This is a genomic window from Labrys sedimenti (assembly GCF_034424805.1).
Classification (GTDB): Bacteria; Pseudomonadota; Alphaproteobacteria; order Rhizobiales; family Labraceae; genus Labrys; species Labrys sedimenti.
In genome coordinates this window covers 22,133-45,241 of the sequence record NZ_JAXOUF010000022.1, presented here as the reverse complement: position 1 = coordinate 45,241, position 23,109 = coordinate 22,133, and the positions used below count along the sequence as shown (strand labels likewise).

Sequence of the window (23,109 nt, the reverse complement as noted above, 5' to 3'; positions counted from 1 at the left end):
CATCACACGGGTCCGCGCAGCCAGTCCGGGACCTCGCCGAAACCCTCGACCAGGTGATCGACAATGGCCCGCAGCTTGCGCGGCATCGGCTTGACCGGCGGCCAGACCGCGGCGATCGGCAGGGGCAGCGGCGGATGGTCGGGCAGCAGGGCAACCAGCCGGCCATCGGCCAGCGCCTCATGGGCGATGAACATCGGCAGCAGGGCCAGTCCCAGGCCGGCAATCGCCATGTCCCGCATCACCTCGCCATTATTGGCGGCGATGCGCCCGCGCATCGGGACGCTGACGACACCGCCAGAGCCATCGGCCAACTGCCAGACCTGGGTGGCCTGCAGGTTGCGATAGCCGATCGCGGGATGATCGGGCAGACCGGCAAGATCCTTCGGTGCCCCTCGCCGTTCCAGATAGTCGGGGCTGGCACACACCACGCGCGGATCGTCGCACAATTTGCGGGCGATCAGGCCGGAATCCGACATCTGGCCGATGCGCACGGCGAGGTCGAAGCCGCCGCGCACCAGATCGACGAAGCGATCCTCGTAATCGACCACCAGTTCCAGATCGGGGTGGCGCAGGGCGAAGGCTGCCAGCAACGGGCTGAGATGGCGGATGCCGAAACTCATCGGCGCCGAGATGGCGAGCGAACCGCGCAGGCCCGACATGCCCCAGGCCACGCTCTCGACCGCATTGGTCATCTCGGCCAGAGCCGGCCGCAGCCTCACGGCCAGTTCGGCCGCCGTCTCATTGGGCAGGATGCGCCCGGCATGGCGCTGGAACAGCGGCGCGCCCAAGGCTAGCTCCAGATCGGTGATGCGCTTGCTGACCACCGATTTCGACAGGTTCGCCCGCGCCGCCGCGCCGGACACCGTGCCGGTCTCCATCACATCCAGGAAGGTCTTGATCTCGTCGATGGTCCATTTCATGGCGAGACTCTCGGTCGGCATACCCACTGCACTCTGCCTACCCCTTCGGCCCCGCCTTTCCAAGCTTTACCGTTCGAAATCTTCGAACGCAGCGTGTGCAAGGATCGCGCTACCCGGCCCGACCGTTCGCGCCGATATTCCGGTTAACGCAACACGAAGGAGACTGCCATGCAGCTCACCGGCATTCATCACCTCACCGCGATCACCGCGAACGCCCCGAACAACAAGCGGTTCTACACCGACACGCTCGGCCTGAGGCTGGTCAAGAAGACCGTCAACCAGGACGACACCAGCGCCTATCACCTGTTCTACGCCGATGGCGAAGCCACGCCTGGCAGCGACCTCACCTTCTTCGACTGGCCGGTGGCGCCCGAACGCCGCGGTACCCATTCGATCAGCCGCACCGGCCTGCGCGTCTCCGGCGAGGACAGCCTGAACTATTGGGCGGCCCGCCTGAAGGATCTGGGCGTAACCGCCGGCGATGTCGGCCTGATCGACGGCCGCGCCAGCCTCGAATTCGAGGATCCGGAGGGCCAGCGCTTCCGGCTGGTGGACGATGGCGGCAATGGCGCGCTGCATCCCTGGAGCCGCAGCCCCGTGCCATCGGAGCACCAGATCAGGGGCCTCGGCCCGATCACCATCTCGGTGCCGAAGAAGGAGCCCACCGATGCCGTGCTCACCCGCGTGCTCAACATGAAGGAGGAGCGCGACTACGCTTCGCCCGACGGCGAGGGCCGCGTGCATGTCTACCGCATGGGCGAAGGCGGTGCTGCCGCCGAGCTGCATGTCGCCGTGCAGCCGGGGCTCGGCACTGCCCGCCAGGGCGCCGGCGCCGTGCACCACGTCGCCTTCCGCACCCCTGACGTGGCCGGGATCCATGCCTGGACCGAGCGCCTCGGCCAGTTCGGCATTCCGAGCTCGGGCGAGGTTGAGCGCTACTACTTCCGTTCGCTCTACTTCCGCGAACCCGGTGGCAATCTCTTCGAGATCGCCACCGACGGCCCCGGTTTCGCCGTCGACGAGCCGCTGGAGAGCCTGGGCGAGCGCCTGTCGCTGCCGCCCTTCCTCGAAGGCCGCCGCGCCGCCATCGAAGCCGGCCTGCAGCCCCTGTAATATCGTCGGGAAACGCAGAGCCTACCAACCCACAGCCAGCGCCGGGCATGTCCCGGCGCTGGTTTTTTGTTGGGGGCAAGCCTAAAGCGTTTTGCGATTTGGTGGAATCACCAGGAATCGCAAAGACGCGTCGGAACAAGGAGTTAGAGCAAATAAGCGTTCGCGCTTGAACGCACTTTGCTCTTGAAACCGCATCGCGGCGAAAGCGCACAATCGTTCAAGATCGCGGCCGCGGCAGGCTCCATAGATTGCGCCGTTCGAGAACGGAGCAAGGCACCATGGAAACCACGCCCAAGGCGATCAACTTCGCCGAGAAGATCTCAGCGATTAGCGACCTCTGGCAGCCCCGCGTGGTTGCCGAGATGAACGACTACCAGTTCAAGCTGGTGCGCATCGAGGGGGATTTCGTCTGGCACGACCATCCCGAAACGGACGAGACCTTCATCGTCCTCAGCGGCCGGCTGCGCATCGATTTTCGTCATGGCGCGGTCGTCATCGGCCCTGGCGAGATGGCCGTGGTGCCCAAGGGCCTGGAGCACAAGCCCTATGCGGAAAGCGAGGTTCATCTCCTGCTGATCGAACCGCGCGGCACGCTCAACACCGGCCATGAAGGCGGCGAGCGCACGGCCCAGAACGACGTCTGGGCCTGAGATCGCCGGGCGAACGCTCTGCCTCAACTCTCGATCACGACATCAAGCAACTCGCCATCGAGCGAAAACTTGGCCGCGAACAATTCGTTGTCGTTGCGAGCCGGCAGGATCGAATAGTCGAGGGTCAGCGCGGCGCCGCCGCTTTTCTCGGGCGAAAGCGAAAAACACCCACGCTTGAGAACGAGCGCCGCGGCAAAGGCCTGCGGTGAGACGGAGCCGGGATCCGTTGCATCAGGAAAGATCTGATCGAGAGCCCGGCGCAGGGTCGGAGTACCATATGTGAAACGCTCCTCCAGCCATTCCACGCGCATAGTCTCGGGAAAGCCCGACCGCACGCCGGCATCCAGCCTGTCCAATTTCTCGACCAGGGGTACGAACGGATCCAGATGCTCCGGCTCGAAGGCAGCCATGGCTTTCTTGGTCATGAAGAGATCGAACGGAATCTTGCGCCCCGCAACGGTCGACGTTGTCAGTCGCGAAAAATCCGACAGCTTGCATCGCCCGAAATAGGGATGGCGATATCCCACCTCCCACCGAGATGGTGCGATTGAATCCGGCAGGTCACGCATCGCCTGTTCGACCTGGTACTCGATTCCGGAAAAATTGCCGGCCGCATCGAAGAGAGCGGAGAAAACCGGCGGCCACCAGGGAATGCCGGCAAATTCCCACGCCGCTGGGTCCAGCGCGCGATATTGCAGGGCAAATGGCCGCTGATCATAGGGGTAGGGAGCAAGGGAAGATGGAAGTAGCTCATCGTCACCGCCCATCATGGCACAGACGAGCTCGAACGCTCCCGCGGAGGGTGGCCAAGAGCGAAAATGATCGCGAACGCGCCGGTCATTCTCTTCCAGATTGCGACAGAAGGCTTCGAAGGCCGGCAGGCGCGGTAGGAGCGCCTCATAGTGCTCGCGCATCGGATGGCACATATACCCCGCCCGATAGGCGATGTCGGAACGATTGTCAGGCGGATGGAAGACCAGATCCCATCCATCCGCCACGACCTGTCCGAAATAGGCATGCGTAGCAATTGTCTCAGGAGACGGCATGGTAACCTCGAGATTCGACCCTCGCAGGGTGCCGTAACTGCGCTCGGGAGGCAATGAGGCCGATCCCGATTACCCCTGTTACCTTACTTTCTCTGCCTCATCCGGAAGCGCAGTCCACCACGATATATACTTCTCCACTTGAGTATTCCTGGAGATCAGCTCTAATAATCCTGCTCGCAATTGGCACTATGGGGTACATATGAGGGTCTTGGTTTTGGCAGCGCTTGCATGCGCCGGCCTCTCCGGGTGCGCAGAAACGAACAACTCCGCTGCCAACTACGATGCCGACAAGGCCATGATGGCTCGCAACAGTGGCGTCAGTGCGGGCTATAGCAGCGCCACGAAGCGTTTCGGCAGAGAAGTTGCCGCCGGCATGGCGTGGTCGAATTCTGGGCCGGTGACGCCATCGGCGGATTACGGGAAGCTTGCCCAGAACTACGATCAACGCCGCAAGAAACGGCTCGATCACTGAGACACTCTCCAGTTCTCGCTGAAGGACAAGATGGCGGCTGCCGCCAGCACCGCAAAACTCCACCGGACCTTTTTATCGAGCGGGAAGGGTGAGCGGCGCGGATATCGTTTTGGACACCATGAGAACCCCGCGAGGATATGTCTGGCCGAGGCTCCGGACTACCGTGAAGGCAGCGCCTTCTACAGCCTCTGGCTGACGCCGTGTGCTGTGCCAAGCTGCTTGCCTTCAAACCAACCATCGAAGGCGCGCCGTCCACACCGTCACCCCAATACGGGCGGGTCCTCGCCCGGCGCCAACGTCATCACGTCGGCCCAGTCGGGGTGCTTGCGATATTGCGCCCGCACATAGGGGCAAAGCGGCAGGATACGGAAGCCGTTCCGGCGCGCGTCCTCCACCATATAGGCCACCAGGGCGGCGGCAGCGCCGGTGCCGCGCATCGTCTCGGGAGCGCCGGTATGGTCGGCACTGATCAGGACGGGAGCATGCTTGGTGAAGACGATCTCGGCCTCCCCTTCCACGCCGTCGATACGGGCGATATAGCGCCCGCGTGGCTCGGCAAGTTCCTCGCGACGAATGTCGATCTCAGCCATTGCGGCCTCCTTCCGTGGTTTCGAACCATTGACGTGCCTCCGACAGGTCGGCGGGCGATAATTCGTGACCTGCGTCGATATTGCGGGCGGTGACGTCTGCACCCTGCTCCCGCAGCCAGGCCTCGAGCCGCGGCGCCTCCTGCCCGAAGGGATCACGTACACCGGTCAGCAACAAGGCCTGCGTTCCGGCCAGATCGGCCTGCGGCAAGGTCTCGAGCACCGGCATCGACCGCAGCAGAATGGCGCGGCGAATGGCGCCGGGATGCAGCGCCATCACGGCGGCCATGAAATTGGCCCCGTTGGAATAGCCGAGGAAGATCAGGCGGGCGGAATCGAGCCCATAGCCTGCAACAGCCCCTTCCACGAAAGCCGCAAAGGCCTTGGCTTCGAAGGCGATATCGGCCTGATCGAACTTCGTCATTCCCATGCGCCGGAACCAGCGGAGCACGCCCTCCTCATGGCTGCGCCCGCGCACGCCCAGCAAGGTCGCATGGGGCGCGATCCGACGGGCCAGCGGCATCAGGTCGGCCTCGTTGCCGCCGGTGCCATGCAGCAGGACCAGGGTGCTGCCGTCGGGCTGGTCCGGCGTGAAGAAGCGATGCACGAAAGGCAGGTCCCGGTGCGGCAGGCGCGGCTCTCCCGGCAGGACAAATTGCGGCAGCATGGCTTTCAGATCCTCGGCCCGCGCGGCATCGCCAGGCGGCACGAACAGGCGTTCGCCGAGACGGTCGGCCTCCTCGTCGATGGCAAAACCGGGACCGTCCGTCGCCACTTCGATCAAGGTGCCGCCGGGTTCGCGCACATAGAGCGAGGTGAAGTAGTTGCGATCGTGGAAATTGGTCGGCGATGAATTGAGACGCGACAGCGCGGCCTCGTGCCTGCGCACCTCAGCCACATCCGCCGCGCGAAAGGCGACATGATCGGCGGTGCCGGTACCCGGGATGCCCGGCACGTAGCCGGAGGCATCGCGGACATCGACAGCATCCGTATCCGACAGCAGGCGCTGGACATTGCCCTCGCGCAGGCCTGGCCGGTAGCCGAAGCGCGCGATGAAGGCCGCCGTCTCCTCCGGCTGGTCAGTCAGCAGGGTCACGGCGCGCAGGCGCCGCGGCGCGACCGCTTCGTTGCCCCAGGGCGCCGCAGCGGGCAGGTCGGCACCGACCAGCTTGACGATGACGCCGTCGGGATCCTTGAGCCTCAGCACGGATTCGCCGAACTCCTGCGAAGGTCCCGTCATCGGCACGCCATGGCTGAGAGCCCGCGTCATCCAGTCGCCGATACTGGCCGACGGCACGGCAAGGGCGATCTCGGAAACCTGGCCGTTGCCGACACGGCCCGGAGCGCCATCCTCCCAGACCAGGAAGGTCACGATGGAGCCAGGAGATCCGAGACGATCGCCATAGAGGAGATGGAGCTGCTGGGCGTCCTCGTAGCCGCCCGTGCGCTTGATGAGGCGCAGGCCCAGGAAGCCGACATAGAAATCGACATTCGCCTGCACGTTGCGCGTCATCAAGGTGACATGGTGGATGCCGCTCGCCGCAATTGCAGTCATGATCGCTTCTCGTCTCTCCGCCGGTCGATAGTCCCAACCTCGCATGATCATTTCCATCAGTCCAAGCCGCTGATGCCGAATTCGGCGTTCTCGATTGCCGAACGGCAAAAGGGTTTTGGGCGGACGGCTCCGGACCTATGCTGAGTCATGGGCCGCCTGAGCAAAGTTCGAGATCTTGCGGCCGACAACGTCCGAAGCACCAAGTGGACTGGAGGATCGAATGAGCTGGAACCCTGCCCTGACACCCGGCTGCCCCGATGCGATCGGCATCGACGCGATCGAAACCCTGATCGTGCCGCGTTCGCGCGATCTCGGCGGCTTCGAAGTGCGCCGCGCCCTGCCCGCCCCCAAACGCCAGATGGTGGGGCCGTTCATCTTCTTCGACCAGGCGGGACCGGCCGAGTTCCTGACCGGCCAGGGCGTCGATGTCCGCCCCCACCCCCATATCGGCCTGGGCACCGTCACCTATCTCTATCGCGGCGATTTCCACCATCGCGACAGCCTGGGCACCGATCAGGTCATCCACCCCGGCGCCCTGAACTGGATGGTGGCCGGGCGCGGGGTCACCCATTCGGAACGGACCTCGGCGCAAGCCCGTCGCGGCCCCAGCAGCCTGTTCGGCATCCAGACCTGGATCGCCTTGCCGGAAACCCATGAGGACATGGCGCCGATGTTCGAGCATCACGGCAAGGAGACCCTGCCGGTGATCGAAAGCGACGGCGTCAGCGTGAAGCTGATCCTCGGCAACGCCTATGGCGAGAAGGCGCCGGCGACAATGTTCTCGGAAACCTTCTACGGCGACGTCATCCTCTCTCCCGGCGCAAGACTGCCCATGCCCGATAATCATGAGGATCGCGGCCTCTACATCACGCAGGGCTCAGTCTCCATCGCCGGCCAGGATTTCGCGGCCGGGCAGATGATGGTCTTCCGCCCCGGCGACGCCATCACCGTGGCGGCCGGCGACCAGGGCGCCCGCCTGATGATCCTGGGCGGCGCCACGCTTGGCGGGCCGCGTTATATCTGGTGGAACTTCGTCGCCTCCTCGAAGGAGCGCATCGAAGAGGCCAAGGCGCAATGGCAGGCCCAGAACTGGGGCCAGGGCCTGTTCGATCTGCCACCGGACGATCGCGCCGAACACATCCCTCTGCCCGACTGAGGTCAGTGGCACCGCTCATTCGCCTCAGTGAGGAATCGCGACGAACCTTCTTCATAATATGGAGAAGGTTCGTCATATTTTGGGGATGACTTTGCGCGAGATTCCTCATACAACTTGGCCTTGCGCGTGACCTTGCCCATTGACTCAGTTTGTGGAAATGCGCAACAAAATGAAGGGCGCCCCAAGACGTGGCTCGGGCGCCTCCCCCGTCGCCACGCGGGCAATAAGAAACAAGCCATTTCCAGGGAGAAACCAGATGTACAGGAAGATAGGAGCCGGCCTCGCCGCACTGACGGTCAGCGTCCTGCTCGCCACCACCTCCGCCTACGCCGATTTCTGGTCCGACGCGTCCAAGGACCTCCAGGGCGTCACCATCCACGGCATTTCGGAGAGCACGCCGCCCTCCAACTATGTCAAGAACGTGCTGGGTCCCGCCTTCACCAAGGCAACCGGCATCAAGGTGGAGTTCGAAGCCACCTCCTGGGACCAGATGTACGACAAGGCGATCAAGGACATGGAGGCCAAGACCGGCGTCTATGACTTCGTCTATATCGAGCAGGACATCATCTACAGCTATCTGGCCCGCAACTTCCTGGTCGACATCACCAAGACCCTTGCCGACAAGCCGGCGCTGAAGGCACCCGACTATGATCCTGCGAAGTTCACCAGCTTCGCCAACTACTTCAAGGACGACAAGGGCGACCTCTACGGCGTGCCGATGGAGGCCTTCATCAAGATCTACCTCTATCGCAAGGATCTGTTCGACGATCCGGCGGTGAAGGAAGCCTACAAGAAGAAGACCGGCAAGGATCTCGCCCCCGCCAAGACCCATGAGGACTACAAGGCCATCGCCGACTTCTTCACCGAATGGGGCAAGGACAAGGGCGAGGAATTGTGGGGCTCGACGGTGCAGGCCAATACCGGCCATCCCGCCTCCTGGTACGAATTCTTCGAAAGCGTCGCACCGACCTTCGGCGTCTATAATTGGGGTATCGACGCTTCCAAGAACTATGCCGCCACCGTCGCCAATGGCGGCTCGATGAACAGCCCCGAGGCCAAGAAGGCCCTGGAATACTGGCTGAGCCTCTTACCGGACGCCCCGCCCGAATCCACCGCCAGCACCTGGGACGAAGTCGCCGCCACCTTCGCGGCCGGCCGCGCCGCCCAGGGCCTCGTATATGGCGAGAACGCCGCCTGGATCGCCACCGATGCCTCCAAGTCCAAGGTGGTGGGCAAGGTCGGCGTCGCCTTGCCGCCGACCTCCCCCGGCGTGATCGAGGCCGCGGAAGCCGGCAAGGGCTATATCGGCTATTATGACGGCGGCGCCTTCGGCATCTCCTATGCCTCCAAGAACAAGGAGGCCGCCCTGCTCTTCCTGCAATATATCGCCCAGGAGAGCGTCCAGGCCGATTGGGCCGTCGCCGGCTCGCGCATCACCCATACCGCGACCTATGACGATCCCAAGGTGAAGGCGCAGGACGAGAAGACCAACGGCTACTATTCGCTGATGAAAAAGGACGGCAAGCTCTTTGCCGGCGCCCCGCCCTACCCGTTCCACGCCCAGGTGCGTGAAGCGACCGCCTCGATCTTCTACAAGGCGATCACGGGCGACCTTTCGGCCTCCGACGCCCTCGACCAGATGGCAGCCACGACGGAAGCCGAACTCAAGAAGCTGGGTTATCGCAAGTAAGAACGCCGGCGACGACCCGACAGTCATCCCGGACGCACTGCAGCGCAAAAGCGCTGCGGTGCAGATCCGGGATCGCATGCCAGTAAAATATATATTTGCGAACGGTTCCGCATCTGCGGTGCATCATTGCATGCTGCACCGCGTGCGGAATGACTAAAGGGTCAGCAACGAAGGCCATCCCTCTTGCCTCGCGGGTGAAGGAACCCTCATGCGATCGTCGACAACCGGCTGGCTGCTGCTGGCACCCACCCTGTTCATCCTCGCTCTGTTCGGTATCGTGCCGTTCATCTACGTGATGGTGGTCTCCTTCACGCAGTGGAACAGCTTCGCTGCCGACCCGACCATGCATTTCAACGGGCTCGACAATTTCCGCGCCCTCGTCTTCGACACCGACTTTCTCAAGTCGATCTGGGGCACGTTGAAATTCGGTTTCTTCGCCGTGGTCAGCGAGATCGTGCTCGGCTACTTCCTCGCCCAGCTCTTCATGCGTGACTTTCCCGGCAAGGGCTTCTTCCGCACCATCCATACGTTGCCGCTGGTAATCGCACCGATCGCCGTAGGCGCGATCTGGCGCCTGCTGCTGACGCCCGGCCTCGGCCCGGTGCCGAGCTATCTTCGAGCCTGGTTCGGCTACGACCTCAACATCAGCCGCTTTTCCGACCAGGCCTTCGCGGCCGTGGTGATCATGGACATCTGGCACTGGACGCCGCTGGTGACGCTGACCCTGCTCGCGGCCCTTTCTTCCCTGCCCAAGGATCCTTTCGAGCAGGCGCAGATCGACGGGGCCAGCCGCTTCCAGATCTTCTGGCACATCACCCTGCCGATGCTGAAGCCGGCGATCCTCGCCACCGTCTTCATCCGCCTGATGGATGCCCTGCGCACCTTCGACGAGATCTTCATGCTGACCTCGGGCGGCCCGGGCGATGCCACCCGCTTCGTCGGCCTCTACATCTACCGCGTGGTGTTCCCCAAGAAGGATTACGGCTATGGCGGCGCCATGTCCGTGCTGGTGCTCTACCTCACCATCGTGATGTGCTGGCTGCTCTATTCGGCCCTGGTGGCCCGCCGCGACCTCAGGAGGCCCGAGTGATGCGCAAGCCCAATGTCTTCGTCAGCCTGTTGCTCTGGATCGTGCTCAGCCTGATCACGCTCGCGCCGATCTACTGGCTGTTCGTGGTCTCGGCCAAGAGCCGCGTCGAGCTCTTCGGCAGGCCGAGCTTCCTGCTGACCTCCTTCTTCCCGGACAATTACGCCAACGCGCTGACCGATCCGAACCTGCAGAAATACATGCTGAATTCGGTCATCGTCGCCACCTCCAATGCCTTTCTGGTGACCCTGCTCGGCTTCCTCGCCACCTATGCGCTGACACGCTACAAGCTGGTCGGCAAGGAGAACGTCTTCTTCTGGACCATCACCAACCGCATGGCCCCGCCCGCGGTGTTCCTGCTGCCCCTCTTCCTGCTCTATACGCAGGTCTTCGTCGTCGGCGACTGGAAGCTGTTCGACACCCGTATCGGCCTTGTGCTGCTTTATTGCGTGTTCAACCTGCCTTTCGCGGTGTGGACATTGCGCCCTGTGCTCGACTCCATCCCGCAGGAGCTGGATGAGGCCGCCACCATCGACGGCGCCTCGACCTTCCAGCTCCTGGCCAAGGTGATCTACCCTCTGGCCCGGCCGGGCCTCGCCGTCACCATGATCCTCACCTGGATCTTCGCCTGGAACGAATATTTGCTGGCCGCCACCCTCACCAGTGTGGAGGCCCGCACCATCACCACGCTGCTCGCCGAATATGTCTCGGTCACCGGCACCAATTGGGGCCAGCTCGCCGCCACGGCCATGCTGACGCTGATCCCGGCTTTGGTGATCCTCGGCGTGGTGCAGCGCCATATCGTCGCCGGCCTGACCTTCGGCGCCGTGAAGGGATGAGGCCATGAACCAGTTCGTCAATCTCGACAAGCAGGATGAAGAGCTCGAAAAGCCCCCCGTCGAAAAGACCGGCTTCCTGCCGATCCACACCAATGGCTTCGACCGCGGCTTCATCGCCGTGGTCCTGCTGATCGCCATCCATCTGTTCTGGATGCGCTTCGTCGAGCAATCGCTGTCGATCTATTTTGCCACCGCGATCTCGCTGGTGCTCGGCTATGTGATCATCAAGAAGGGGTGATGCCGCTGGCGGTGATATTTGGCCCAGATACTTGGCCCAAGCGTCGTTGCGAGCTCTGCCAATCCGCAGGATTGGCTTGGCGAAGCAATCCAGGTGCCGCCGCGGCCGCGTTTTCCAACTCTGGATTGCTTCGCTGCGCTCGCAGTGACGGTGCTTGATCGGTCAAGCATCAAGACCGCTAGGATGACTCCCCCGCCGAGGCACAAACCCGAGGTAGCCCTTGCGCTTCAGGCTCCTCCCACTATTGTCATACAAAATACGACGACAGGATGAGAGGGAGCGGACAATGGCCAAGCGCATCATGTTCACCGGCGGCAGCGGCAAGGCCGGTCGCCATGTGGTGAAGGATCTCCTCGACCACGGCTATGAAGTGCTCAACATCGACACCAGGCCGCTGGACGATCCGCGCGTGCGCACGCTGATCGCCGACATCACCGATGCCGGCCAGGTCTTCAACGCCCTGTCGAGCTATATGGGCACGCACGAGTTCGACGCGTCCTTGCGCCCGCAAAAGGTCGATGCCGTCGTCCACTTCGCCGCCATTCCGCGTATCATGATCGTGCCTGACAACGAGGTGTTCCGCGTCAATGCGCTCGGCACCTACAACGTCATCGAAGCGGCGACCAAGCTCGGCATCCCCAAGGTGGTGATTGCCTCCAGCGAGACGACCTATGGCGTCGTCTTCGCCCATGAGCACCGCAATCCCGCCTATTTCCCGCTCGACGAGGACTATGACGTCGATCCGATGGACAGCTACGCCCTCTCCAAGGTCGTCAACGAGAAGACAGCCCGGGCCTTTGCCCTGCGCGAGGGCATCGACATCTACGCGCTGCGCATCGGCAACGTCATCATTCCAGAGGACTACACCGAGAACTTCCCCAAATGGTTCGCCGATCCCGGCTTCCGCAAGCGCATCGCCTGGAGCTATATCGATGCGCGCGACCTCGGCCAGATCACCCGGCTCGCCATCGAGAAGGACGGGCTCGGCTTCCAGGTCTTCAACGCCGTCAACGACGAGACCTCGTCCAATCTGCCGACCGCCGAACTCCTGCGGCGTTTCTATCCGGACGTACCGGTCAAGGGCACGCTCGGCGAATACGAGACGCTGTTGTCCAACAAGAAAGCCCGAGACTTGCTGGGCTTTCGCGAAGAGCATCCCTGGCGGCGCTATGTGAAAGGCTAGGATATTTGAAATTTGATTTCCAAGTGATTTCCAGCGTCATTGCGAGCGAAGCGAAGCAATCCAGAAGCCACTAATGTCTCGTTTTGGTCCGCTAGATTGCTTCGCTTCGCTCGCAATGACGGTCGAGCAATAGGATTGCGACTGTAGTTCCTGGGGTAAGGATGGCTTCAGCCGAAGCGGTCATCCACTTTGGTCATAGTGTGCAGCCAAGCAATCCAGGCCGGGACGCAACAGCGTTTGACAGCTTAGCTTATTCACCATACTTGTACGGACAGGATTACAAGATGCAGACCGGCTCGCTGCAGATCGGGCTGCCGACCGAACAGGAAACGCCATGAGTTTCGACGAACGCCCCGCTCCCTCCCAGCGCGACCTCGCCAACGCCATCCGCTTCCTGACCGTCGATACCATCGAGGCCGCCGGCACCGGTCACCCCGGCACCGCCATGGGCATGGCCGATATCGCCGAGGTGCTGTGGAACCGCTTCCTCAAGCACAATCCGGCCGACCCGGCCTGGATCGACCGCGACCGTTTCGTACAGTCGAACGGCCATGGCGCGATGCTGATCTATTCCCTGCTGCATCTGTCGGGCTACGATCTCCCGCTCGATGAGCTCAAGGCCCATCGCAAGCCCGGATCGAGGACGCCGGGCCATCCCGAATACGGCATCACGCCCGGCGTGGAGACGACCACCGGTCCGCTCGGCCAGGGCTTCGCCAATGCCGTCGGCATGGCGCTCGCCGAGCGCAAGCTCGCGGCCGAGTTCAACCGCGACGGCTTTCCCGTCATCGACCATCACACTTATGTCTTTGTCGGCGATGGCTGCCTGATGGAAGGGGTGGCACAGGAGGCGGCCTCGCTCGCCGGCGCACTCGGTCTCGGCCGGTTGATCGCCTTCTACGATGACAACGGCATCTCGATCGACGGCGACGTCAGAACCTGGTTCGCCGACGACACACCCGCCCGCTTCCGGGCTCTGGGCTGGCACGTGGTCGCTGATGTCGACGGCCATGACGCCGGCGCGGTCGAGGCGGCGATCGAGGAAGCACGCGGGGTCCACGACAAGCCGAGCCTGATCTGCTGCCGCACCATCATCGGCTTCGGTGCGCCCACCAAGCAGGGCAAGGAAGAAGTTCATGGTGCCCCGCTAGGCGCCGCCGAAGCGGCCGCCACCCGCAAAGCGCTGGGCTGGCCCTATCCGCCCCATGAAGTGCCTTCTCCCATCCGTGCCGGCTGGGATGCACGCGAGCGTGGAGCGGACAGGCAGGCAGCCTGGGAGGCTCTGTTCGCCCGCTACCGGGCAATCCATCCGGATCTTGCCGCCGAACTGCAGCGCCGCATGGCCGGCGAGGCGCCGGCCGCTCTTGCCCCCGCGGTGGCGGCCTATGCCGATGCCCTGCTGGCGGAACCGCCGGCCCGCCAGCCCCTGCGCAAGGCTTCCAGCAAGGTGCTTGCCCGTTTCACCGCCTTGCTGCCGGAGCTGATCGGCGGCTCGGCCGATCTCAGCCAGTCCACTCTGGCCTGGACCGCTGCATCCAAATCGATCCTGCCGGGGGATTTCGCCGGCAATTTCATCCATTATGGCGTGCGTGAATTCGGCATGTCCGCCGCGATGAACGGCATGGCGGCCCATGGTGGCCTGGTCCCCTTCGGCTCGACCTATCTCGTTTTCAGCGACTATGCCCGTAACGCCGTGCGCCTCGCGGCCTTGATGAAGCTGAAGGCGATCTTTCTCTACACCCATGATTCCATCGGGGTCGGCGAGGACGGCCCGACCCACCAGCCGGCGGAACAGCTCCTCACCCTGCGCGCCATTCCCGGCCTGTCGCTCTGGCGCCCCGGCAGCGAACTCGAAGCGCTGCTGGCCTGGGAAGACGCCGTGGGTCGCCAGGGACCCAGCGTCATCGTCGCCGCGCGCCAGGACACTCCGGCCATCACGCACATCCAGGAACACCGGCAGGCGATCCAGCGCGGCGGCTATGTGCTCTCGGAACCGGCACAGCGCCCCGATCTCGTCCTTGCCGGAACCGGCTCCGAACTCGGGCTCGTCGTCGAAGCAGCTGCGTATCTGGAGGCAGAGGGCATTCACGCACGGGTGGTGTCGATTCCCAACGCCGCTCTTTTTGCCGGCCAGCCCGTGGCCTATCGCGACACCGTGCTGACGCCCGGCATTCCAACCCTGTTCGTCGAGGCCGCCTCGTCGATCTACTGGTACCAGTTCCTGCGCGGCCCCGGCGCGGTGATCGGCATCGACGCCTTCGGGGAAAGCGCACCCGGCCCGCTGCTCTACCGGCATTTCGGCCTCACGGCCGAGGCCGTGGCGGCACGGGCCAGGACGCTGCTGGCGGCCGGCGCCTGAGCAGGACGTCAGCGCGCCCGATGCAGTTCGATGGTCAGGCGCGTGCGATCGGGATGGTGCCAGGATTCGTAATATTCCACCGGCCTGCCTTCCTGGTCATAAGTCAGTTCGCGGTTGAACAGCACATGCGACCCCGGCTCGAGCCCGAGATGGCCGGCTATCTCGGCATCGGCCGTGCCGATTTCCACGGTGCGCTGCCCGCTGGAGACGATGACGCCGAAATCCCGCTCGAGGCATTCGTAAAGCGAGACCTGGTCCAGGCCGGGATGGGTCAGCAACCCCGGCACCCGGCCATAGGGCAGATAGTTGCGCACCAGAAGCAGCACCTCGCCATCGGCATAGCGCAGGCGCTCGACCAGCACGGCCCTGGCATCGCCGATGCGTTCTGCGATGGCCGCAGGAGCCTCGATCAGGCGTTGCGCCAGGATCTTCGTGCTCAGCTTGAAACCGGCCCGCGCCAGATCCTCCCGCAGCGGGTCGAGGCGCTGGCTTAGATTGATCGGCACCTTGCGTTCGCGCACGAAAGCGCCGCGGCCGCGTTCGGTCTCAATCAGCCCCTGCAGCGCCAGCGACTGCAGCGCCTGGCGCACGACACTGCGCGAGATGTCGTAACGGGCACACAGCTCATGTTCGGAAGGAAGTCTCTCACCAGCAGCGTAGAGGCCTTGCGAGATTCCGGCCCTCAAGGTTTCGGCGAGTTGAAAATAGAGGGGAACCGGCGTGGAACGATCGAGCATGAAGCGGCAAATCGACGAAAGGGATGCGGGACCCTACCAGCTTTACCGCTCCAGCAACAGCGCGTGCTTGGTCCTGCTTCCGCAGCACCTCAATCACGCTGCATCCGTCTCCTGTACGAGCACGCCGCTCACATTGGCATTGCTGCGGATCACATAGGCCAGGGGATCACGCCCCATCTCCACCGCCAGAGTCATGAAGGTCTCGGCGTTGCAGGGCAGGTAGGAGGATTCGAGACGCGCCAGCGTACTGAAGGTCACGCCCGTAAGCGCGCCGAACTGTCGATAGGTCAGCCCACGCGCGGCGCGCACATTCCGCAAATCGTCACCAAATCGCTTCCAGTCGATCTGGAGCGATGTGGAGTTCTTCTGGAAGGGACGGCTCGCTCTTTCCTGCATTTCTTCACTCACTTCACGCCTGGTGAGATCGCGCTACATTGCCTGGAACTCTTTCAGCAAACATTCTCAAATATTTCATCGCGACTTCTCCAGAACCGGGGAGACTCCGCAAAATGCACTGGACTTCAACTTCTATACGTAAGGCACTCCAATATACGTTACCATACCGGAATGCATTCAGCGTTACAGATCAAAATCGTAACATCACAATTTCTTGAGGACGTTGCCAAAACGCACAGCACAACTTCAGGACTGCAAGCACAATAGGCCAAGCGGGACCCGGCTCGCGCCGGGCCCCGCTCTCAGATCGTCCGGTTTGGATCAGAAGGTGCGCTTCAGGCGAACGCCGGCTTGCCAGATGTTTTCCTTCTTATCCCTGATCACGAGAGTATTCTGGGCCACATCCAGGACATCGCCATACTTGTTGTGCGTGTAAGCGACTTCAGCCCCAACGGTCAGGCCCTTCGTGATCGTATAAGTCAGATTACCTGCGATCGTATAAGCCTTGAAGGATGGCTTGACGTTGGCTCCCGGGAAGACAACGTTCACCAGACTGCCATCAGCCTTGGTATCGATATAGCTTGCGACCAAGTTGGCGTTCAGTACAGGTGTAATGTTGCCACCAAGTTCAGCGACGACCGACCATCCCTTGGAATTCTTGAAACCTGTAATCACGCCATTCTGGACTCGCGTTGCGAACACATCTCCCGGCACACCAAGACCGAGCGAATCATTGTTGGCACCGAGATAGTCGAGCGCACCGTCGGCATACTGACCTTCAACAATGAAGTGGCCACCGTCGATTGCAGGAATCTTCAAGAGCAAGGTGCCGCCAACGGCGTAGCCCCACTTCTGCTTATGAGCCAGATCGATCGTCCCGAGCGGCGTGCCGTTGACGGAAGCCGTGATCGATTCAGCCGAGCGCGTCTGATGTGCTGCACCCTGAACAGCGATCGAGCCCCAGCTCTGATCGAAACGCAATTGTGCGACGACATCCGGTACTTGCTGACCGCCGAACGGATTACTGAGGCTCAGCGTATTGGGCCCGAGGATGGCATTGAGCGCCGGTACGTAGTTCAAGCCAATATTGTTATAGCGGTGATCGCGACCGTCTTCGACCGACAGCGTGGCGCTGAAGCCACCACCAAACTGGGCGGTGTAGGCCAGCAGATTGACCGTGTTGGCCTGAGCATAATAGGGCGCCCAGATGGTGTCACCATATTCGTTATCGTAGAAGCCGAAGAACGAATGGGCATAACCAGCCGTCAAGCCACCGAACTGGATGAAGGCCTTGTCGATGCTGAAGGTGTTGGAATTGTAGCTACCACCACGACCTTGATTGCTGATCTTGTGGGAGTCGGCATTGATCTGGAAGTAGGAACGCAACAGACCCCAATCGGTCTCGGTGCGGGCATCGAACCAGATGCGGGCCTGAGTGTTGAAGGCCGAACGATCGTCGTTACGGTTGAAGCCCGTACCACCAAACACGCGATAGTCGGCGCGGATCTCGCCGCCGATCTTCAGACAGGTGTCGCTGCCCGGGATGTAGAAGAAGCCGGGACCGAAGGCGGAGCAGACCTTCACATATTCGACGGCTTCGCCCTTGGTCATGGGCAGGTCGGCAGCCTGGGCGGCGCCGATGGCGGCGACGCCTGCAGCAGCGCCGAGAAGTGCGGATTTAATCGACATCAAAACCCCCTCCGGGACATTATTTTACTTGCGCGATGGGGTTTCTCGTCATGTCACCCCATTCACAACGGCCGACCAAACTTGGCGCATGCTTAAGAAGCACTTGGCCGCCACGTGAATCGTCGCAGTGAAGGTGCGATATTCTAGAAAGCGCCACAATAGAGTTTTTCTACCTTGGTGCCGACAGAAAACATTTTGGCGAATATGTGTCACTAAAAAGACACATCCGAAGCTTCATAGCTTACACAAAAGAATCGACTACCCCCAAGGGTAGAGAGGATTAATATTCCAACAAAATAAAAGTCTATTTTGGTGTTTTATAATTGGAACACATAAAATTAATACGCGAAATCTCTATCTGCTAGCAAAAGACCCCACACGCGTCTCTTCGCAGGCAAATTAGTTTCCATGTGGTAATATAAGACTTACCGCTTCACCGCCTCCGCACATCGATGCCGGAACGAGTTCGGAAAAACTCCTATCCGGTATCCCGTTTTGCTTGTGGGTGGCATGCCATGCAACGAGACGAAAATCTCCCCCGACAAGACAAGCAGGCTCCGCCGGGCCAATGGTCCGGCGGAGCCTGCTTGTCTTGTCCGTAGCTGGAGCTGTCGGCCGTCAGGCCTTCTGTCGAGGCCAGGGCGTCTCGGACACCGGCGTCAGCGGCCCCTTGCCATCGCGCCAGGAGACGAGATTGTCGACCACCAGCTGGCCCATGGCCCGGCGAGTATGAATGGTGGCCGAGCCGACATGCGGCAGCAGCACCGCATTGTCGAGCGCCACCAGCGCTTCGGGCACATGCGGTTCGTCGGCGAAGACGTCGAGCCCCGCCGCGAGAATGGTGCGATTGCGCAACGCCTCGATCAGGGCGCTCTCGTCGACGACGGAACCGCGGGCGACATTGATCAACACGCCCTCGGGGCCGAGCGCCTTAAGCACCTCGGCATCGACCAGATGGCGCGTCTCCGCCCCTCCGGGGACGATGATCATCAGCGTATCCACCGCCTCCGCCAGCGCCTTCACGCTGGAGTGGTAGGCATAGGCCACATCCGCCTGGCGCCGGCGCCCGTAATAGGCGATCTTCAGGCCGAAGGCCTCGGCGCGGCGGGCGATCGCCTTGCCGATCCGTCCCAGGCCGACGATACCGAGTGTACGTCCACGCAGCGTCGCCGGCGTCAGCGGATAATTTTCGTTCAGCCATCGGCCCTGCCGCAGGAAGCGGTCGGCCTGCGGTACTTCGCGGATGGTCGCCAGCAGCAAGGCCATGGCGAGATCAGCGACGTCTTCGTTGAGGACTTCGGGCGTGTTGGTGACCACGACGCCATGCCGTGCCGCCGCGGCGGCATCGACGGAATCATAGCCGACGCCGAAATTGGCGATGATTTCGAGCTTGGGTAAAGCGGCGATCAGCGCTTCGTCGACATGGGCATGGCCGCCGGCCGCAAGGAAGCGTACCCGGTCGGCAATCCTCGCCAGCACCGCGTCGGGATCATCCGCCAGCCAGAGCTTGTGCACGGTAAAGGCCTGGTCCAGGGCCTCGACCGTTTGGGCAAGCATGGGCTTGGGCATCAGAAGATCGGGTGCGGACATGCCGAGGGAACTCTCAGGGAATGGAATGGATCGAAGGGTAGCGCCAAGACCTAAAGCGTTTTGCGATCTGGCGAAATCACCAAATCGCAAAGACGTGTCGAACCAGGGAGTGAGAGCAAAGCGCCGGCTCAGAGGGTCGGCAGCTTGCCGCCGAGCTCGTCCTCGATATGGGCCTGCACGATGGCATCCATGTCGCGATCGGCGACAAAGCCGAGTTCGAGGGCACGCGCCGTGTCGAAATCGCGCGGCCAACCCGCCACGATCTTCTCGATCACGGGATCAGGCTGGTGCTTGATCAGCGCCACGGCCTTGTCGCCGGCCGCCCGGCGCAGGGCCTCGATCTCCTCGGCCACCGTGGCGGAAAGGCCAGGCATGGAAAGATTGCGGCGTGCGCCCAGGCGGGCCGTATCGATTGCAGCGGAATGGTGGAGGAAGCCGACCGCTGAACGCGGGCTGGCGAACCAATGCCGCACATCGTCCGAGACCGGCAGGATGGCTTCCTGCCCGTTCAGCGGCTCGCGCAGAATGCCCGAGAAGAACCCGGAGGCTGCCTTGTTGGGCTTGCCGGGGCGCACCGCAATGGTGGGCAGGCGGATGCCGATACCGTCGAAGAAGCCGCGGCGGCTATAGTCGGCCAGCAGCAGCTCACCGATCGCCTTCTGCGTGCCATAGGAGGTCAGGGGCGTGTTGAAGAACTCATCGCCGATGCGCTCCGGGAAGGGGGCCCCGAACACGGCGATGGAGGAGGAAAAGATCACGCGCGGATAATAGCCCTCGCCCGGCCGGGCATCACCATGAGCCTGGCGGATCGCCTCGAACAGGCGCTGGGTACCTTCCAGGTTGATGCGATAGCCCTTGTCGAAATCGGCTTCCGCCTCACCCGACACGATCGCGGCGAGATGGACGATCACGTCGGGGCGCGCCCCGATCAGACGCTCGACCGTGCCCGGCACGGGCAGGTCGTCCTGGCTGGCGCTGCAGGCGAACGGTAAACCGGCGGGAACCTGGGGCAGCACGACGTCGCTGAGCAAAGCCTCGCTGACGGCCCTGCCGCCAAGCTTGCCGTCGCGGCTCATGCTTTCCAGCAATTTGCGGCCAACCATGCCGGCCGCACCCAGGATCAGGACTTTCATCGCCTCGCCTCGTCATTTCCCCGCGACCGAATAACGCCAGCCGAAGCCCTGCGCATCGCGCCGCACCTCTTGTCTCATGATGCCCGTTCCGGGCTCGAAGGACGGCTCGAATCCGCCGTTTCTCAGCCTAGCGATAAGGCCTTTGCCGAGGTGAGGCAAGTTCTTGTCTTACAAATTGAGGCAATTCTTGTCTTACAAATCGAGCAAGGACATGATGGCGCACGATAAAGGCCCCGTCATCGCTTCCGGGGCCTCGCCGTCATTCGCATTGGCTGGCACGGTCAGGAACGCGGCCCGACCATCGCCGTCAGGGCTCCCTGCGGATCACGGCATTGGATCACCCACATCTCGCCGGGCACTTCCATCGGCTCCATCAGGATCTTGCCGCCATTGTCGGTGACGCGTTTGGCCGTCTCGTCGATATTGTCGACCTGGATATAATAGATCCACATCGGCCCGCACATGTCCTTGGTGCGGGTCATCATGCCCCCATAATCGGTGCCGTTCTGCCCGTAGAGCTGATAGACACCCATCGGCCCCATATCGAGGCCCCGATGCTTCTCCCAGCCGAACAGCCTGGAATAGAACTCGAAGGCGCCGGGGCCATCGCCGGCATGCAGTTCGCGCCAGGCGATATGGCCGGGCGTGCCCAGGCCCGGCATTTCCGGCGGATCCCCCTGACCCTTGAACAGGCCGAACACGGCACCATAGGGATCGGCGGCAATGGCAAAGCGGCCGACGCCGGGAATGTCGTCCGGCGCACGATGAACCTGGCCTCCGAGCTTCACCACCTCGGCGGCGGAGGCATCGACGTCGTCAGCGGCGACGAAGCCGGTCCAGTTCGGCGGCACATTGCGGGCGGTGGCATCGGGCGGAATGTCCATGAGGCCGGCCACGAGCGCACCCTTGTTGGAGAACAGCGTGTAGGTGAGGCCCGGCATGCCGGAATCGGCTGCCTCCCAGCCCAGCACGGCGGTATAGAAGGTCGCCGCCGCCTTCACATCCGTCGTCATCAATTCGTACCAGACAAAGCTTCCATGTGTGACGGACATGACGGGCTCCCTTGGATGCCGGGTTTCGGATCAAGTTGTTGAATAGATTTCTTGGCAGAGGACGATAGGCCGAGACCATGGCGAGCCGATTACAGCCCCCTGGCGAAAGTCATCGAGAGGCGGCGTCAGCCGCAGCAGCCATGCGCGGCAGGCTTGTCCTGGTATTCGTCGTGCCGCCGCACGAAATCCATGGTCGAGGCTTCGTTCCGTCCCTTCGGCGCGCGGTCGAGGATCATCAAGGTGCCGATCAGTTCCTCGGGGCCGCGGGCATAGCTCGAATAGGTGTGAAACACCTCGCCCCGCTCGTCCTTATAGAAGGCACTCAACCCGGGCAGTTCGTCGTGGCCCTGGGCGCTCGGCTGGCTGGTAAAATTATAGACGATCTCCTCACCGGCCAGGTCTTCCAGGCTGAAGGAGACGTGATAGTCGAAATTGAAATCGCTGCCGAAGGCGGACGCCCAGGGAAAACGCCAGCCCATGCGTGCCCTGTAGGCTTCGATCTTGGCAAGCGGGGCACGAGAGACGGCGGTGAGCGTGACGTCGTGGTGGTTGAGATGAGCCAGCGCCCCGTCGAGATGGTCCGCCAGGAAGGAGCAGCCGGTGCAGCCGGCATCCCAGTCGGGACCCAGCATGAAATGGTAGACGATCAGCTGGCTGCGGCCCTCGAACAGTTCGGCGAGCGTGCGTCGCCCCTCCGGCGTGTCGAACAGATAGGCCTTGTCGACCTTGACCCAGGGCAACGCCATGCGTTCGGCATTCAACCGGTCGCGCGCCCGCGTCGCCTCCTTCTCCTTGATCAGCAGCGCCTTGCGCGCCGTCAGCCATTCGTTCCGAGACACGACGTGGTGGGCTGGCATGTCGACCTCCCTGCAGCAGTTCTTGGATAGCTTGACTAAATAGGTTGATATCAACATTATTAGCGCATGTCAAAACACACCGACCATCGGCGCTTGTCATCCCAGCCCGGCCTTGATGAGGCGGATCCGCCAGACGTGGCAGGCGAACAGGAGCCCCTCGTTCCCTTCGCGACGACCCTGCTCGTGCGCGACACCTGCCTGTGCCTGCACGTCCAGCGCGCGGCGCGGGCACTGGCTCGCCGTTTCGACGACGCCCTGCGCCCGGTCGGGCTGACCAACAGCCAGTTTTCGCTGATGATGGCGCTCAACCGCCCTGCCCCGCCGCCGATGGGGCCGGTAGCGGCGCTGCTGGCCATGGACCGCACCACCCTCACCGCTGCGCTCAAGCGCCTCGAGGCTCGCGGCCTGGTGCAGGTATTGCGCGACCCGGCGGACCGCCGCTCCCGCCTGCTCGCGCTCACAGAGGCGGGAGGCTCCCTCCTGGCGCGGGCCGTGCCGATCTGGCAGGAAAGCCATGCCGGGCTCGAAGCGAATCTGGCGGGCGGCCAGGTCATCCGCCTCAGGCAGGATCTCGCCGCCCTTTGCTGAACCCACACGGGGCAAACGCCCCCGGTTTCCCGGAACTTCGCCTTGGCAAGGCTTAACGCCGTCCCATCAGCTGAAGGTGCAGGACAGGCCAGCCATCACGCCCCTCCACCGAGTAGGCCCTCTCACCGCTCCCCGACGCTATCGTGCCGCATACCGCCCCGGCCATGCCACC

Annotated in this window: 23 protein-coding genes; 12 read left to right on the top strand and 11 right to left on the bottom strand. The window is 62.8% G+C overall.

The annotated features are described in order from the left end of the window. Positions 1 to 2: 2 nt before the first annotated feature. The gene (locus U1R88_RS30850) at positions 3 to 920 is read right to left on the bottom strand and encodes a LysR family transcriptional regulator (protein WP_322434754.1); all 918 of its coding nucleotides are present in this window, start codon (positions 918 to 920) and stop codon (positions 3 to 5) included. Between the two features lie 168 nt (positions 921 to 1,088). Between U1R88_RS30850 and U1R88_RS30845 the strand changes: the two genes are divergently transcribed. Beyond that, positions 1,089 to 2,033: a ring-cleaving dioxygenase gene (locus U1R88_RS30845; RefSeq protein ID WP_322434753.1), complete on the top strand. Its 945-nt coding sequence runs from the start codon at positions 1,089 to 1,091 to the stop codon at positions 2,031 to 2,033. A gap of 278 nt (positions 2,034 to 2,311) precedes the next feature. Continuing rightward, a complete protein-coding gene (locus U1R88_RS30840) occupies positions 2,312 to 2,683 on the top strand; it encodes a cupin domain-containing protein (protein ID WP_322434752.1) in 372 nt (123 codons plus the stop codon). Positions 2,684 to 2,706: 23 nt separating this feature from the next. On the opposite strand, the gene U1R88_RS30835 is transcribed toward U1R88_RS30840, so the two are convergent. Then, positions 2,707 to 3,453 (bottom strand): hypothetical protein, encoded by a 747-nt coding sequence (locus U1R88_RS30835; RefSeq protein ID WP_322434751.1) that lies wholly within the window; start codon positions 3,451 to 3,453, stop codon positions 2,707 to 2,709. A gap of 475 nt (positions 3,454 to 3,928) precedes the next feature. On the opposite strand from U1R88_RS30835, the gene U1R88_RS30830 reads away from it, so the two are divergent. Continuing rightward, entirely contained in the window at positions 3,929 to 4,201 is a 273-nt protein-coding gene (locus U1R88_RS30830; protein ID WP_322434750.1) for a hypothetical protein, read from the top strand. Positions 4,202 to 4,461: 260 nt separating this feature from the next. Here U1R88_RS30830 and U1R88_RS30825 read toward each other — a convergent pair whose 3' ends face one another. Together U1R88_RS30825 and U1R88_RS30820 are read right to left on the bottom strand one after the other, a co-directional pair. After that, positions 4,462 to 4,791 carry a GNAT family N-acetyltransferase gene (locus tag U1R88_RS30825; RefSeq protein ID WP_322434749.1) on the bottom strand — a complete coding sequence of 110 codons (330 nt, stop codon included), beginning with the start codon at positions 4,789 to 4,791 and terminating at the stop codon, positions 4,462 to 4,464. Then, positions 4,784 to 6,343 carry a VOC family protein gene (locus U1R88_RS30820; protein ID WP_322434747.1) on the bottom strand — a complete coding sequence of 520 codons (1,560 nt, stop codon included), beginning with the start codon at positions 6,341 to 6,343 and terminating at the stop codon, positions 4,784 to 4,786. The genes U1R88_RS30825 and U1R88_RS30820 overlap by 8 nt, the downstream gene beginning before the upstream one ends. Positions 6,344 to 6,563: 220 nt before the next feature. Here U1R88_RS30820 and U1R88_RS30815 point away from each other — a divergent pair, with 220 nt between their 5' ends. The 8 genes from U1R88_RS30815 (at position 6,564) to tkt (ending at position 14,895) form a co-directional block, all read left to right on the top strand. Further along, on the top strand, positions 6,564 to 7,499 hold the full coding sequence (locus U1R88_RS30815; RefSeq protein ID WP_068295732.1) for a pirin family protein: 936 nt from the start codon (positions 6,564 to 6,566) through the stop codon (positions 7,497 to 7,499). A 256-nt stretch (positions 7,500 to 7,755) separates the two neighbouring features. Beyond that, positions 7,756 to 9,189, top strand: coding sequence for an ABC transporter substrate-binding protein (locus U1R88_RS30810; RefSeq protein ID WP_068295730.1), 1,434 nt, complete (start codon positions 7,756 to 7,758; stop codon positions 9,187 to 9,189). A 208-nt stretch (positions 9,190 to 9,397) separates the two neighbouring features. Further along, positions 9,398 to 10,279 carry a carbohydrate ABC transporter permease gene (locus tag U1R88_RS30805; RefSeq protein ID WP_322434746.1) on the top strand — a complete coding sequence of 294 codons (882 nt, stop codon included), beginning with the start codon at positions 9,398 to 9,400 and terminating at the stop codon, positions 10,277 to 10,279. After that, positions 10,279 to 11,115 (top strand): carbohydrate ABC transporter permease, encoded by an 837-nt coding sequence (locus U1R88_RS30800; RefSeq protein WP_068295726.1) that lies wholly within the window; start codon positions 10,279 to 10,281, stop codon positions 11,113 to 11,115. The genes U1R88_RS30805 and U1R88_RS30800 overlap by 1 nt, the downstream gene beginning before the upstream one ends. A gap of 4 nt (positions 11,116 to 11,119) precedes the next feature. Further along, positions 11,120 to 11,353, top strand: coding sequence for a DUF2160 family membrane protein (locus tag U1R88_RS30795; RefSeq protein WP_068295725.1), 234 nt, complete (start codon positions 11,120 to 11,122; stop codon positions 11,351 to 11,353). 286 nt (positions 11,354 to 11,639) lie between these two features. Continuing rightward, positions 11,640 to 12,536: an NAD-dependent epimerase/dehydratase family protein gene (locus tag U1R88_RS30790; RefSeq protein WP_322434745.1), complete on the top strand. Its 897-nt coding sequence runs from the start codon at positions 11,640 to 11,642 to the stop codon at positions 12,534 to 12,536. A gap of 161 nt (positions 12,537 to 12,697) precedes the next feature. Then, a complete protein-coding gene (locus tag U1R88_RS30785) occupies positions 12,698 to 12,874 on the top strand; it encodes a hypothetical protein (protein WP_322434744.1) in 177 nt (58 codons plus the stop codon). Then, a complete protein-coding gene (gene tkt, locus U1R88_RS30780) occupies positions 12,871 to 14,895 on the top strand; it encodes a transketolase (RefSeq protein ID WP_322434743.1) in 2,025 nt (674 codons plus the stop codon). The genes U1R88_RS30785 and tkt overlap by 4 nt, the downstream gene beginning before the upstream one ends. Before the next feature lie 8 nt (positions 14,896 to 14,903). Here tkt and U1R88_RS30775 read toward each other — a convergent pair whose 3' ends face one another. The 7 genes from U1R88_RS30775 to U1R88_RS30745 form a co-directional block, all read right to left on the bottom strand. Further along, positions 14,904 to 15,632, bottom strand: coding sequence for a GntR family transcriptional regulator (locus U1R88_RS30775; protein ID WP_068295719.1), 729 nt, complete (start codon positions 15,630 to 15,632; stop codon positions 14,904 to 14,906). Between the two features lie 93 nt (positions 15,633 to 15,725). Continuing rightward, positions 15,726 to 16,028: a helix-turn-helix domain-containing protein gene (locus U1R88_RS30770; protein ID WP_322434742.1), complete on the bottom strand. Its 303-nt coding sequence runs from the start codon at positions 16,026 to 16,028 to the stop codon at positions 15,726 to 15,728. Positions 16,029 to 16,349: 321 nt separating this feature from the next. Continuing rightward, positions 16,350 to 17,717 carry a porin gene (locus tag U1R88_RS30765; RefSeq protein ID WP_322434741.1) on the bottom strand — a complete coding sequence of 456 codons (1,368 nt, stop codon included), beginning with the start codon at positions 17,715 to 17,717 and terminating at the stop codon, positions 16,350 to 16,352. A gap of 618 nt (positions 17,718 to 18,335) precedes the next feature. Then, positions 18,336 to 19,307, bottom strand: a complete 972-nt coding sequence (locus tag U1R88_RS30760; RefSeq protein WP_322434740.1) for a 2-hydroxyacid dehydrogenase — start codon at positions 19,305 to 19,307, stop codon at positions 18,336 to 18,338. A gap of 128 nt (positions 19,308 to 19,435) precedes the next feature. Continuing rightward, entirely contained in the window at positions 19,436 to 20,440 is a 1,005-nt protein-coding gene (denD, locus tag U1R88_RS30755; protein ID WP_322434739.1) for a D-erythronate dehydrogenase, read from the bottom strand. A 281-nt stretch (positions 20,441 to 20,721) separates the two neighbouring features. Next, positions 20,722 to 21,492, bottom strand: coding sequence for a VOC family protein (locus U1R88_RS30750; RefSeq protein WP_322434738.1), 771 nt, complete (start codon positions 21,490 to 21,492; stop codon positions 20,722 to 20,724). Positions 21,493 to 21,617: 125 nt separating this feature from the next. Continuing rightward, positions 21,618 to 22,349, bottom strand: a complete 732-nt coding sequence (locus U1R88_RS30745; RefSeq protein ID WP_322434737.1) for a DUF899 domain-containing protein — start codon at positions 22,347 to 22,349, stop codon at positions 21,618 to 21,620. A gap of 135 nt (positions 22,350 to 22,484) precedes the next feature. Here U1R88_RS30745 and U1R88_RS30740 point away from each other — a divergent pair, with 135 nt between their 5' ends. Then, positions 22,485 to 22,937: a MarR family winged helix-turn-helix transcriptional regulator gene (locus U1R88_RS30740; protein ID WP_068295753.1), complete on the top strand. Its 453-nt coding sequence runs from the start codon at positions 22,485 to 22,487 to the stop codon at positions 22,935 to 22,937. Positions 22,938 to 23,109 lie beyond the last annotated feature (172 nt).